Annotated in this window: 9 protein-coding genes; 5 read left to right on the plus strand and 4 right to left on the minus strand. The window is 60.3% G+C overall.

The window, feature by feature from the left end:
* Nucleotides 1–434: 434 nt before the first annotated feature.
* Nucleotides 435–1,475, minus strand: a complete 1,041-nt coding sequence (locus EJ067_RS01330) for an IS110 family transposase (protein WP_126084318.1) — start codon at nt 1,473–1,475, stop codon at nt 435–437.
* A 1,059-nt stretch (nt 1,476–2,534) separates the two neighbouring features.
* On the opposite strand from EJ067_RS01330, the gene EJ067_RS01340 reads away from it, so the two are divergent.
* Genes EJ067_RS01340 through EJ067_RS01355 form a run of 4 tightly spaced genes read left to right on the plus strand, consistent with a single transcriptional unit; the run spans nt 2,535 to nt 7,791 of the window.
* Nucleotides 2,535–4,094: an ABC transporter substrate-binding protein gene (locus EJ067_RS01340; RefSeq protein WP_126084319.1), complete on the plus strand. Its 1,560-nt coding sequence runs from the start codon at nt 2,535–2,537 to the stop codon at nt 4,092–4,094.
* 44 nt (nt 4,095–4,138) lie between these two features.
* Nucleotides 4,139–5,941 carry an ABC transporter ATP-binding protein gene (locus EJ067_RS01345; RefSeq protein WP_126084320.1) on the plus strand — a complete coding sequence of 601 codons (1,803 nt, stop codon included), beginning with the start codon at nt 4,139–4,141 and terminating at the stop codon, nt 5,939–5,941.
* On the plus strand, nt 5,938–6,801 hold the full coding sequence (locus tag EJ067_RS01350) for an ABC transporter permease (protein WP_126084321.1): 864 nt from the start codon (nt 5,938–5,940) through the stop codon (nt 6,799–6,801). The genes EJ067_RS01345 and EJ067_RS01350 overlap by 4 nt, the downstream gene beginning before the upstream one ends.
* Nucleotides 6,802–7,791, plus strand: coding sequence for an ABC transporter permease (locus tag EJ067_RS01355; RefSeq protein WP_126084322.1), 990 nt, complete (start codon nt 6,802–6,804; stop codon nt 7,789–7,791). It begins immediately after the preceding gene.
* On the opposite strand, the gene EJ067_RS01360 is transcribed toward EJ067_RS01355, so the two are convergent.
* The 3 genes from EJ067_RS01360 to EJ067_RS01370 form a co-directional block, all read right to left on the minus strand.
* Nucleotides 7,781–9,637, minus strand: coding sequence for a PAS domain-containing sensor histidine kinase (locus tag EJ067_RS01360; protein WP_126084323.1), 1,857 nt, complete (start codon nt 9,635–9,637; stop codon nt 7,781–7,783). The two genes, EJ067_RS01355 and EJ067_RS01360, sit on opposite strands and share 11 nt — an antisense overlap.
* Nucleotides 9,638–9,719: 82 nt before the next feature.
* A complete protein-coding gene (locus tag EJ067_RS01365; protein ID WP_126084324.1) occupies nt 9,720–10,376 on the minus strand; it encodes a response regulator transcription factor in 657 nt (218 codons plus the stop codon).
* A 668-nt stretch (nt 10,377–11,044) separates the two neighbouring features.
* A complete protein-coding gene (locus tag EJ067_RS01370) occupies nt 11,045–11,974 on the minus strand; it encodes an MBL fold metallo-hydrolase (protein WP_126084325.1) in 930 nt (309 codons plus the stop codon).
* A 439-nt stretch (nt 11,975–12,413) separates the two neighbouring features.
* On the opposite strand from EJ067_RS01370, the gene EJ067_RS01375 reads away from it, so the two are divergent.
* The gene (locus EJ067_RS01375) at nt 12,414–13,220 is read left to right on the plus strand and encodes an alpha/beta hydrolase (protein WP_126084326.1); all 807 of its coding nucleotides are present in this window, start codon (nt 12,414–12,416) and stop codon (nt 13,218–13,220) included.
* Nucleotides 13,221–13,271 lie beyond the last annotated feature (51 nt).

The following is a 13,271-nucleotide window of genomic DNA, read 5'->3' on the forward strand; positions in this document are numbered from 1 at the left end:
ATCTGTCTGGCAATGCAAGGGGCTAGGGCAGCTAGTCGCCAGGATGGCCCTTACGCGCCAGGGCATACAGGCATGGTTATTCCAATCGTCAATCAGCGCGCTGCCTTCGACCCTGGATCGTGTCGCGATTGTCATCTACGTCCTGGTACCGGGAACTCGGCCTAACGGTGAGCGATCACAGAGCGACGATTCTAGATTTGGAGCAGCCCCTTTCGCAAGCGATACGGCCGGGAACCTCTTGTCATAAGCTGGCTTGCGGTCGTTGGCCGGCGCGCGAATTGATGACAGCCGTCGACGGTTGGGGCTTCGGCAACGTAGCGTTCGGCGGTCCCTGAGGCGTGAGGGCCGATCGGCCTAGCCTCGCCTCACCGGACGTTCGTCGCAAGCCCTCTGCCGGCTACCGCACCGGTCAGTTCGCTGGGGTCGTCTTCAGCTCAAGCGCCCGCTGCGCTGTTTGCCGCCTCAAGACCCCGATATGTCCCGCCCTTGGTCAAAAGCGCCCAGATGATCCGGGCCATCTTGTTGGCGAGCGCGACAGCCACGACCTTGTAGGGCCGCCGCTTCAGAAGACCATTCAGCCATTTCGGCGCTTTGTCGTTGCCCCGCATATGCCGCAGGACAGAAGTTGCACCGAGCACCAGCAGGGAGCGAATCTCCGCATTGCCCATCTTCGATATTCCTCCAAGCCGCTCTTTGCCTCCGCTCGAATGGGACCTCGGCGTCAATCCCAACCAGGCGGCGAAGTGACGGCCGGATTTGAACCCGCCGGGATCTGGAACAAGCGCCTTGATAGAAGCCGCTGTGATTGCTCCGACACCTGGTATCGTAGCCATCCGCCGCATATCCCCGTCACGTCTTGCCTCACGAACAATCTCCCGCTCGAGATCATCGATCTGTCGCATCAGCGCCTCGATCTGATCGGCGATGGCCGATAAAGCCAAACGGGCAGCTTTCGGCAAGCGAGCATCGGTCTCATCGCGCACGATATCGATCAACCCCGCAACTTTCGCCGAGCTGATGCCAGCGATGATGCCCATCTCCGATAAATGAGCGCGCAGCGCATTGATCACCTGAGTTCGCTGACGAACCAGAAGTCCGCGCGTCTTCAGCACCATCGCGGCCGCCTGCTGCTCGACCGTTTTGACCGGAACAAACCGCATCGTCTTGCGGACTACGGCCTCGCTGATCGCCTCGGCGTCGGCGGCATCCGTCTTGCCTCGCTTGACGAACGGCTTGACATAGGCCGGCGGGATCAACCGAACCTTGTGACCAAGTGCTGCGATCTCGCGCGCCCAGTAATGCGAACCGCCGCAGGCTTCGAGGCCGACCAGGCACGCAGGCTGCTTCTCGAAAAACCGCAGCACCTCGGCGCGGCGGAGTTTACGGCTGACGATTGGAGAACCCTCGGCGTCAGCGCCGTGGATCTGAAAAACCTGCTTGGCCAAATCCAGCCCGATGGTGGTAATATGCTTCACGGAACGGCTCCTACCTTGTGGCGTTGAAACAACGACCACGTTTTAGCACTCTGATGCTGCGGTAGCGGGCCGTTCCACCTCATCAAACTACTCGACCACGCCGCGTGACGTGAACGGGCCGAAACCATCCGACAGGATCCTCCAAGGTGTGTCTCTCTTGGCGACCTCCCAGCACATCTGCGAGCAAAAATAATAGTGGAACGGTCGCCGGTAAAAAGTAGAACCGCAGTGGATACAGATCATTGGCTGCCTCCAAGGTATTCGTTCTAGGCTCTATCGCGCCGCTGTTGACGGCCTGCCGACTGGACTTGGCTCAATTCGACCTTGATCGCGCGACGTGCGCAGGCGGGTCCCGGGCCTCGCATATAGTGGAGCTCTGGCCTGTAGCGGGGTGCGATGAATTCGCGGACCGCAGATGCCAATTGCGCCGCTAGTGATATCGCGTGCGCAGTCCGGGCTACGAAAGCTGGCACGGCAAGAGACGTGTGGCGCGACGGCATTCCCGTGTGCTCGGACATTGAACTCCTCCTAGAGGATTTCGGCTGTGGGTACAGGATGCGCCGACCCCACCCGCGAACCAATTCTGCAAGGGTATCTTCGACGCGATGCCATGGTCTTGGCGGGATGCGTCCAGTGGATGGCGACCCCGATCACAGTTAACCTCGGACCGATGCCTTAGTGTGCGAAGACTAGGCCTAGGCGACAGGGTGGATACATCCTCGACACAATGCCGCCCGGCCGGATCAGAGTTGATGTCGGCCGCAGCGCTTTTCAGGAATCCCCTCGGCCCGAAAGACTTTGCCGAGCCGGCGTTTGCGTTCCACAATCTATGCCTAAGGATAGGGTATCCTCTGCCCGAGACTCATAGACTGCTATCGGTGAGCGTCGTATCGTGCAACCAGGCAGTGTATTGTCTGGCTGACAGCGGTGGAGAGACGAAGGGTAGTCTCGGCGACATCGACGATGCTGAGTTGAACAAGCGCCTCTTCGGCCAAGGATTTGAGTGCATATGGCTTGCCGCAGTCCCTCGCCGAAAGACCAGGCTAACGGGGACATTTGATGCAAACGTCCTACTCTCGTCCTGCCAAACAATCTTCCAGACGCGGCTTTGGCCTCCGTATGCTGGGACTCGCGCTCGGCTTGCTGCTTTGGGTGGCGCCGGCGTTCGCTCAGGAGGTCCTGCGCATTCCGTATGTGACCGATATCGGCACATTCGATCCGGACAACGGGTTTGAAACCGGCGCGATGAGCGCAATCAACAACGTCTACGAAGGCCTTGTCGAATACCAGCCGGGTTCGACCAGAATCGTTGGTCGGCTCGCCAAGAGTTGGGAGATTTCAGACGACGGCCTGACTTACACATTTCACCTGGTGGATGGCGTCAAGTTCCATGATGGCACGCCATTCAATGCGGCAGCAGTCATAACGTCGTTCGAAAGGCGCCGTGATCGTGGGCTGAGCTTGAGCTACTTCCTCGCCAATGTGAAAGACATGAAAGCACCCGACGATTCGACAGTCGTGCTCACGCTGGCTCATCCTCAGCCGTCGCTCCTCGACGCCCTTTCCAGTCCGTGGGGGCCAAAGGTCATCAGTCCCGTAGCGCTGGCGGAGCATAACAAGGGCGATTTCGCGAAGACCTGGCTCAATGAGCATGCGGTCGGTACCGGTCCGTTCAAACTGGCCGAATTCAAACGCGGTCAGCGCTATGTGCTCGAACGCAACGACGACTACTGGGGTGAGAAACCGTTCTTCCGGCAGATCCAGATCTCTGTCGTGCCCGATATCAGCCAGCAGATACTTCAATTGCAGGCGGGTGCGATCGATGCAGTGCCGATTAACTATCCTTTCGCCCAACTCGGAAGCCTTCCGAAGGGTCTGGAGATAACCTCCGCCCCGAGCATGATACCGTACGATCTCTTCGTTAAGCCGAACTCGCCTCTCGACGACGCGGAAGTCCGCAAGGCGGTTTTGACGGCAATCAACCCGGCGCTGTGGGTCAAGGACGCCTTTGGAGAATTCGCTAGCTTGTCAAAGTCGGTATATCCGAATGTCATGCTCGACCCAGTGAATCCTATCCGGTTCCCAACCGACCTCGAGGCAGCCAAAGCCGCGATCTCCAAGCATGGCGCGGTCAATTTGGTCATTGGCCTCCATAGCGCGGCTCCGAGCTACAGCCGCATCGCCGATCTGATAATAGCGCAACTGGCGTTGATCGGCGTAAAAGCAACGGCTTACGTACTGCCCTCTGGCGCTGCCTACACCTTGAAGCACAACCCAAACCCTCCCGATTTGCTGCTCACCATCGCGGGGCCGGACGCCGCTCATCCGGAGAACCAGGCCAAGGTGTTCTTCACGAAAGATGGTGTCCTTAATTTTTTTGGCCGGGTCGTGCCGAAAGCCGATGCCATCGTGGATCAGGCAGGGAAGTTGACCGACGTCAAAGAGCGCGACGCTCTCTACGAGAGAGCGGGGCAAATGTATTTCGATGCTGGCGTCGTTATCCCGCTTATCAACGTCGACGATGTGGTTGTGCACGCCAAGGGTCTGAAGGACCTTGGACTTCGTCCTGTGTACCCACCCGGCAACATCGACTTCAGCACCGTTCGCTGGGGACACTGAACTCCAGCCGTCCGGTTCGTTCGCAGCTCAGGCCCACACTCTAAATGATCAAGCCTTCGCCCCGAATGTCCGAACCCGCTACCGAGTCCGTCCTCGCCGTCAAGGACCTCTCGGTCTTCCTCAGCCGCGAGGGTCGTCCTTCCCACGTCCTCGACGGCATCAGTTTCGACATGTTTCCGGGCGAGATCATTGCGCTGGTCGGCGAAAGCGGTTCTGGGAAGACAAGCATCGGGCTGACGCTTCAGGGGCTCCTACCGCGCGAAAACCTGCCGCGGGTCGCAGGCTCGATCCGGCTTGCGGGGATCGAGCTTGTCGGCGCGGGAAGGCGCACCTGGCAGTTGGCCCGCCGCCAACTCGTCCGCGCCATCTCGCAAGATCCGATGGGCGCACTCAATCCGACGATGACGATCCGCCACCAGATGCGAGAATCCAATGGAGAGGCCGAGGGATCGATCGAAGACTGGCTCAGCCGGACCGGCTTGCCTGACCCGGACCGCATCGGCGATGCGCTTCCGCATCGCCTTTCTGGGGGGCAGCGTCAGCGCGTGCTGATCGCCATGGCGATGATGGCAAGACCGAAGGTGCTTATCGCCGACGAACCGACCACCGCGCTCGATGTAAGCATGCAGGCGCAGATCCTCGACCTGTTGCGCGATCTCGCCCGCGAGCAGCAGACGGCAATTCTTTTTGTAACCCACGATCTGCGTGTGGCGGCCTCACTGGCCGACCGCATCTTGGTTCTCTACGCCGGGCGCATCGTTGAAATGGGACGTATGCAGGACGTAGCTCGGAAAGCCGCACACCCCTATTCCGCCGGTCTGCTCGCTGCTCGGTTCGATCTGGACTCTGATCGACGGCGCCCGCTTCCCACGCTCCCGTCCGAGCGCACACCCTCTATAAACATTGAGAACGCCTGCGCCTACGCAACACGTTGCCCGATTGCCCAGCCAGATTGCACGGCGATCCGCCCGCCGCTGGAGCCTGCCTCTGCCCACAGTGGCGCTGTCGCTTGCCTTCACCAGGAACAAACTCCATTGCTCTCAACGCATGGAGCGGGAGCTGAACCATGGCCTCCCCAGGCGATCCAGCAAACCGCCGCCTTGAGGTTGTCCAACATCGGAAAAACATATCCGACAGGCGCACGTTCGTTTTGGGGAGCTCGTCAACCGCAGCCCGTTCTTAGGTCGGTCAACCTCTCGATCAAGCTCGGCGAGTGTGTGGCGCTGGTGGGCGAAAGTGGCGCCGGCAAGTCCACCCTTCTGAGGATTGCTGCCGGGCTCGTGGTGCCCGACAGCGGCACTGTTATTCGCTTCGATAAGTTTCCACCACAAGTCGTGTTTCAAGACCCCGTGGCGGCACTGACACCATGGCTCACGATCGGCGAGCAGATCGGCGAGCGCCTGCGTGCCGTTTCGCTGGATAGTGATTACGGCCGCCGTCGCGTCGGTGAGGCAATAAAGCTAGTCGGCCTCGATCCGGTCCTGATGGACGCGCTGCCGGCCGAGCTGTCGGTCGGGCAATGCCAGCGCGCTGTTTTAGCTCGCGCGGTAATCGTCCCCCCGAGGCTTCTACTTTGCGATGAGCCGATCAGCGCCATGGATGTGTCATTGGCGGCCACCACATTGAACCTTCTTAGCGACCTTCGGCGACGACTCGACATGGCGATGTTGTTCGTGACCCACGATCTGGCGGCCGCCAGGGTCATCGCCGACCGTGTCGCGGTGCTAAAAGACGGCGAGTTGGTCGAGATTGCGGATCCAGATGCTATTATTGCCGCACCACAGTCCGCCTACACGCGCTCACTGATCGCGGCGATGCCGAGCCTGCCGGTGGGAGGCGGACAATGACGGGAAGGCCAAGCCCGGACACCCTCCCTGCGCGACCTCGCTTCAACTGGCGCGACTTCTTCCGGCGTGCCGGTTGGCTTGAAAGCGTCGGTATTGTCGGCGTGCCTATCGTCACAATTGTCGCCGTGCTGGCGCCTTGGATCACGCCGTTCGATCCGCAACTGCGCGTTGCGGGCGCCTACCTCCCACCCTCGGCCGAACATTGGTTCGGCACTGACGAGATCGGCCGCGACCTGTTCTCGCGCGTCATCCTCGGCATTCGATATACCTGGCTGCCAGGGCTCGCGGTTATCGGCTTCAGTCTCGTTGTGGGCTCCCTAATCGGCCTGATTTCTGGCCTTGCGGGCGGCAAGGTCGATCTGGTGATCGAGCGGATCGTCGATTTATTCCTAGTCCTTCCAGCAACACTCATCGCCTTGGCTGTCGTGGCTTCGCTCGGCCCCGGGCTCGTGAACACAATGATCGCACTCGCGATCTTCTGGTGGATGTGGTACGCGCGCATTTCCCGTGATGAAATTCGTCGCTTGAAGGCCCGTCCTCATGTCGAGGCGGCACGTATTGCCGGGGTCCGCGGTCCGCGCCTCCTGTTGCGCTACTTGTTGCCAGGAGTTGTTCCGGCATTGGTCATCGGGGCGTCATTGGATGTTGCAAACATCATTATGACGCTGTCGCTGATGTCGTTCCTGGGACTTGGATTGCCTGCACCGGCGCCTGAACTCGGCGCCATGACGTCGCGAACCCTCGACAGCCTCACCGTCCATTGGTGGCTGCCGGTCCTGCCGGCCGCGATCATCTTTCTTCTCTGTCTGCTCGCCAACCTTGCCGGCGACGGTATTCGTGCCGCGCTAAGGGGGACCTAGATGCTGGCATATCTCGCCAAAAGCATCGTCGGCGCCGTCATCGTTCTGCTGATGATGAGCTTCATCGTATTTGGCCTCCAAAGCATCATACCCGCCGATCCAGCGCGGGCGATTGCTGGGCCGAGCGCTCCGCCAGAAGCTGTCGAAGCAGTGCGCAAGCAACTCGGACTGGACGACCCGGCTGTCGTTCAGTACGGGCGCTTCCTATCGCGCCTCGCGCACGGAGATCTGGGTACGTCGGTTAGAACCCGGCGCCCAGTGTCAGACGACATACAGCAATTTCTTCCGGCCACCCTGGAGCTCGGACTGACGTCGATCGCTTTGGGAGTGGCGCTCGCCGGCGTCATGGCGGCACTCCAGTTCCTCGTTCCGGGATCGGCCGGCATAAGACTCGCTTTGGTAGGAGTGGGCTCCACGCCGATCTTTCTGTCAGCCTTACTTCTCGCCTATTTTTTCTGGTTCCGACTCGACTGGCTTCCCGGAGCGGGCAGGCTTGCGTACCGCGACTTCGCAGGCCCTACGGGATTCAACGTGATTGATGGAATACTGGTCGGCCGGCCCGACGTCAGTGCCGACGCGCTGTTGCACATGATTTTGCCAGCGTTTGCACTGGCGCTACCTATCGGCGTCGCGGTTGGGCGAAGCCTGAACGGTGCGCTTCACGACGTCATGAACCAGGCGTATGTCCGAACAGCACGCGGCAAGGGTCTTGGCGAGACTCGGGTACTGTTTCATCACGGTTTGCGCAATGCCGCCACGGCCCCACTGTCCATGCTCGGCCTGCAGGTCCGGCTTCTCTTCGGCAATCTGCTTGTTGTCGAGCGCATTTTCGGGTGGCCTGGTCTCGGTCTTTACACAGTTCAGTCCTTTGCCAGCGCAGATCTCCCGGCGGTGCTGGGCGTCGCAATGGTCTTTGGAATCTTGTACATTTTGGTCAACACGCTCATCGAGATCGGACAGTCGATGGCCGATGCCCGGATTAGCCTCTAAGAGCAACGCCTACTGTCGCGGCGTTTGATTCCTCGACCGAGTTGGTAGCGGTGATGGGGAGGCTGAAAGTTATCGACGCCCCCCCTGTGTCGACATTTTCCGCCCAAAGCCGCCCGCAGTGTGCTTCGACAATCGAGCGGCAGATTGCCAAACCCATTCCCATTCCGTCCGGCTTAGTTGTGTAGAACGCGTCAAAAATCAGTTCCGGATTACTGAGCCCGCGCCCGCAATCTCGCACTTCGACCTCTACTGTCTCGTCATTTTGACTCCGCGACACGATCCGCAACCTTCGCACATTAGTGGCGACCTCCTGCATCGCTTCGATTGCGTTGCGGACGAGGTTGAGGACGACCTGCTCCATCTGGATGCGATCGGCAGCCACCGCCGGAAGGCGGGAATCGAGGTGAAGCTCCAGCTTGACGCTGCTCGACGCGAGCCTGTCACCCAGCAGATCACACACTTCGCGGATCACGGCATTAAGATCGATCGCGAGCGGTTCGCCTTCAGTCTTGCTGAACAAGGCGCGGATGCGGCTGACCACCTGCGCCGCCGCGTCGGCGTTTCTGATGATCTTTTGGGCGACCCGGCTGGCGTGTTCGAAATTTGGTGGGTCTGCGTTCAGCCATCTCTGGAACGCGCCGGCGTTGGACACGACCGCTTGCAGCGGCTGGTTGAGCTCATGGGCAATGGACACCGACAATTCGGATAGGCTAGCTGCGCGCAACGCGCGCGCAAGCCGTTCGTCAGCCAGACGTAGGGATTCCTGAGCGCGAACCTCATCGTCGATGTCGAAATTGACGCCGTACCAGCGAAGGATAGTGCCGTCTTCATCGCGCAGCGGTTCGAAGCGAGAATCGATCCAGCGATAATCGCCATCCTTTCGGCACAGCCTGCCTTTGTGCTGGAGCGGCTCTCCACGGGCAAAGGACTTCTGGAACACGGCCTTGACGGCGGCTCGGTCATCAGGATGGAACAGTTCCACATGCGAAGCGAATTGCCGCGTGCCGCGCGGTTCCACCTTGGCCGAGTCAATGCCCGCCCAGTCGACGAACCGCTTGTTGAAATAGTACGGTAGTCCTGCCGGCGTCATCAGCCAGATCATGGTGGGAACTGTATCGACCAGGAGCCGGAGCTCCCGCTCGCTCTGGCGCAGCGCGGCTTCCGCCTTGCGCCGGTCGTCGATGTCCTCGGTGTGGCCATACCAGCCGACAATTCGCCCCCGCTCATCGCGCGAGGCAACACCTGTATCGCGAAACCAACGATAGGTGCCATCGAACCGGCGCAAGCGCTGCTCTCCGATCATGGGTTCGCCCGTCTCCAAGCTGTGGCGCCATTGCGCCATGCTCGCCTCGACATCGTCGGGATGGACAAACCTCAGCCACCAGGAGAAGTCGTCGGCATCCATGATCTCGCGCATTTCTTTGGCGGAGACGCCAACGTAGTCGAGGGTTGCAGCATTGGGGAACCGTCGGCGCCCGTCAGGACCGGCGGACCAGCCTAGGCCCGGAATATCGGCGGCACCAAGTCCGGCTTGGTGGTAGGCCTCGTCAAGAAAACTGATCCTTCTGAATGTGCTCACCGCCAGCCAAAGGCCAAACGCGGCTGCAACAAACGCCACCAACCTGACGGTGCCATTTTCGGTCCCGTATACCGGGAGGACCTCAGCTGAAAGCAGACTGCCTACGGCAATCGCCACTAATCCCGTCTTCCAACCCACGCAGATACTTATAACTGCAATGGTGACCAGCAGACCGGAGGGCTCGCCGGTCAACAATGCAATGAAGAACGACACAGCACCGATCGCCGCGGCCACGGCGCGGCGCTGTGTCATTGACGTCAATTCCATTTTAGACCCTCTCGAAACTGCCGTGCGGCGGCTGACTGCGCACACATTGTCCCTACAGTGAGAGCGTCGCCTCGAGCGGCATTCAACGCATCTCGGCCGGCAAAGACTGCCAGGCACTCAAGAGGTGCGTGAGGGACCTTGCATTCATTTTCCTCATCATGTTGCTACGATGGAGCTTCACAGTGATTTCGCTTATGCCAAGATCGAATGCGATCTGCTTGTTCATCGCCCCTGAGACGACAAACGTAAGCACCTCACGTTCGCGAGGAGTGAGCGTCTCGTAAAGCGCCATGGTCTTACGCGACACGGTCGCCGCCGCTCGCCGTGCTATGTCGGCATTGACGGCTGCCGATATTGCGTCGAGGAAGGTCTGATCGCGCACAGGTTTGGTCAGAAAGTCAACCGCCCCGGCTTTCATTGCCTGCACGCTCATGGCGATGTCGCCGTGGCCCGTCAGGAACACAACCGGCGTCTGTATGCCCTTGGTCAGGAGGATCTGCTGGAGGTCGAGGCCGCTGAGTCCCGGCATGCGGACATCGAGAACAAGACAAGCCGGGCGATCCGGAAGCTCTGCATCCAACACTTCTTGCGTGGAAGAAAACGATATCGAGTCGATGCCGACCGAATTCAGTAACTCCTGCAGGGAGTCGCGGACCTCTGTGTCGTCATCGACGAGAATCGCAATGGGGCCGCTCACGCTGTCCGAATATGCTCCGGCTGCTGACTCTACCACGCCCATGATCCTCGCCTCAGGGAGATCTGCTGGACACGAAATTGGCTGCGTTTACACAGTATATTATCAACCGCGTGCCCGTCACACGTCAACCAACGACCTTAATGGCTGCCGCTGGAACCGATTGAAAAGATAGGTACGTATCCCACCAACGTGCGACGTAACCGTCGGAACCTATATAGCGAAATTAGAATCTGCGGCGCTACTACGCGAAAGTGCGATCCAATTGAGAGCTTTCGCTGGCTAACCTATACTTCGGGATAGGTCTGCTTCTCCCATGCCGATTTCACCCGTCGGGCACCTACCGGCCTGGATGAGGCGAAGAACCCATGACGTCCACAAATGGGGTCACGACCAACTGTCGGCGTCATAACCATGGCTGCCACTTCGTGGCGTGCTGACCGGAACTGTCTCGGTTTTCCTACTCGGTTGGCCTGCCGAGGCAGGAGTGCAACCGCGTGCCTCTTTTGCCGGATCCGGCACAAGCAATGCCGAGCGCTCATCCATAAGGCGGCGGATGGCGACGGTCACCGGCCGCACTTTGGACTGCAGCCTAGACGGCCATAGACCTGGTCGAGCGCGGCCGCTCTGCCTCGATGGCAGAGCGGACATTCTGATCCCTCAATATGTTGCACGCACAGGCGATTACAGCCCGATAGCTCCTTTCGGCCCGGTCAGTAGTCCCAGACGGCCGGCACGCAACGGAAGGTCTCGCCATCCATCGCCACATGGCAGAGGGACGGGAACGGCAAGTGGGTGGCCACCAGTGGCTCGCGGTTCGCCGCGAGTTCCCGCATAAGACTGACGCGGACGCGTGTCGCCTCCTCGGGGTCATGTTCGAAGCCGTTGTGCCAGTCGGGATGGTCGAAACCGACCTGGAAAACGAGGTCCCCCACGAATGTGAGCCGATCGCCGCCAGACGCCAGGCGGACCACGCTGTGCCCAGGGGTGTGGCCGCCGGTGCGACGGACGAGTACCCCCGGCGCCACTTCGTGCTCCTGATCGAACGGGCGCAAGTGGCTGCGATAGTCATTCGCGAACCGCTTGGCTGCTCGCCGAAGCGCATCCGGGAATCCCTGAGGCATGGAGACACGGGAGAAATCGGGCGACTCCCAGAACTCGAGCTCAGCGGCTGCCACGTGAATCCGTAGGTCCGGATTGAGCCGCTCCTTCACTCCATCGATGAGCAACCCGCCAATGTGGTCCATGTGCATGTGCGTCAGCACCACGTCGGTCACTGATGCGAGATCAATGCCGGCGGCCTCCAGCCGATGGATTAACTGCCCGGCACGCGGCAAGTGCAAGTCAGGGTCCGCGCCTAACCCAGCGTCGACGAGTATGGTCTGGCCGCCACTGCGCACCACGACCACGTTCAGCGGCCATTCGAGCATCTCCGGCGACAGAAACTCGTCCTCCAGCCAGGCCGAGCGGACGGCTGCGTCGACGTTGTATGCGATAGTCTGGGCTGGAATTGGCAGAATTCCATCGCTGACAATCAGGACGTCAATGTCTCCGACCTTAAGTGCGTAACGAGACGGGACCAGTTCGTCATGCTCCGGTCGACCGGAGCGTGAAATGTCGCCCAGACTCATGTGTGTGTTCATGTCTGTCTCCTGTTGATCGCCTTTCCCGCGGTCAACACGACCGCCTCCACCGCTGGCTCCCCTGGATCGGCATCTACCTCCATGAACAACCGCCCGGCGTCACTGAGCAGATTGGCCCCGCCTCACTCCGCGCGACACCGAACGTAAGCGTCGGTCATGCCATCCTTAGGTCTATGGCAGACCCTTCGCGAGCTTGAGTGACCCTGCGCAAAACGTAGGGAGGTCGGCTCTATCCAAGCGAACGGCGGCTGTGCGTCTTGCCTGTCGGCGCTCCACCAGCGCGTGGGACATCCTGTCCGGCGGTACTGGCCATCCACGGCCTTGATTCAGTCGACTGCGCGCGCGCCCTCAACATAGCGTTCTCATTGCTCTTATCGGCGCTGGTCGATCGGGCAAATTCGAAGCGCGGGCATATCAGACAGAACCGACGGAGAGACCAATGTCCAAGACTATCATGCTAATCCACGGCGCCTGGCTGAACGCCCACTGCTGGGAAGGCTTCAAGGCCCGTTATGAAGCCAGGGGCTACAACGTCATCGCCCCGGCCTGGCCATTTGACGACCAATCTCCAAGCGAGCTGCGTGCGTCCCCGAACCCCGCCCTCGCCCAAGTCGGTATCAACGAGCTCATCAATCATTACGATCGGCTGATCCGCGCGTTGCCCGAGCCACCAATCCTGATCGGGCACTCGTTTGGCGGTACCGTCACGCAGCATCTGCTTGACCGCGGACTCGGTGTGGCCGGTGTCGCCATCGACCCCGCGCCGACTTCCGGCGTACTGGTCGGGTGGCAGACCATCAAGTCGACGTTCCCCGTGTTCTTTTCATGGGGAAGCTGGCGCCGCGTCATGACCATGTCGAGGAAGTTTTTCAGCACCCGCTTCGCACAGACCGTACCGGCAGCGCAGGTCAACACGATGTACGACCGCTACATCGTCCCCACGCCAGGGAAGATCTACTGGGACGGCCTGGTTTCGGCCGCAGGGAAGATCCGTTGGGACAACCCCAATCGCGCACCTCTTCTGCTCATCGGCGGTGGCATCGACCTGATTGCCCAGGCCAAGATGACAAAAGCGATGTTCGAGAAGCAGAAACAGGCGCCGTCGAACACCGAACTCAAGATATATCCCAACCGCTCGCACTGGACCTGTCTTCAGCCGGGGTGGGAGGAAGTCGCGGACTTCGCACTCGACTGGGCCGCTAAAAACGCCCGCGCGCCCACGATTGTACCGCTGCACGCAGCCTAGCCGCCGGACCATCAACTGGATCGGCGATGGGCTCTCCCCAAGGTTCATCAT

Source organism: Mesorhizobium sp. M1D.F.Ca.ET.043.01.1.1 (assembly GCF_003952385.1).
GTDB lineage: Bacteria > Pseudomonadota > Alphaproteobacteria > Rhizobiales > Rhizobiaceae > Mesorhizobium.

What these genes read in the sequence shown, in the direction of transcription:
- EJ067_RS01345 (WP_126084320.1), top strand. Translation starts at nt 4,139, where the DNA reads ATGATCAAGCCTTCGCCCCGAATGTCCGAACCCGCTACCGAGTCCGTC.
- EJ067_RS01360 (WP_126084323.1), bottom strand. Translation starts at nt 9,637, where the DNA reads ATGGAATTGACGTCAATGACACAGCGCCGCGCCGTGGCCGCGGCGATC.
- EJ067_RS01340 (WP_126084319.1), top strand. Translation starts at nt 2,535, where the DNA reads ATGCAAACGTCCTACTCTCGTCCTGCCAAACAATCTTCCAGACGCGGC.
- EJ067_RS01370 (WP_126084325.1), bottom strand. Translation starts at nt 11,974, where the DNA reads ATGAACACACACATGAGTCTGGGCGACATTTCACGCTCCGGTCGACCG.
- EJ067_RS01355 (WP_126084322.1), top strand. Translation starts at nt 6,802, where the DNA reads ATGCTGGCATATCTCGCCAAAAGCATCGTCGGCGCCGTCATCGTTCTG.
- EJ067_RS01375 (WP_126084326.1), top strand. Translation starts at nt 12,414, where the DNA reads ATGTCCAAGACTATCATGCTAATCCACGGCGCCTGGCTGAACGCCCAC.
- EJ067_RS01365 (WP_126084324.1), bottom strand. Translation starts at nt 10,376, where the DNA reads ATGGGCGTGGTAGAGTCAGCAGCCGGAGCATATTCGGACAGCGTGAGC.
- EJ067_RS01350 (WP_126084321.1), top strand. Translation starts at nt 5,938, where the DNA reads ATGACGGGAAGGCCAAGCCCGGACACCCTCCCTGCGCGACCTCGCTTC.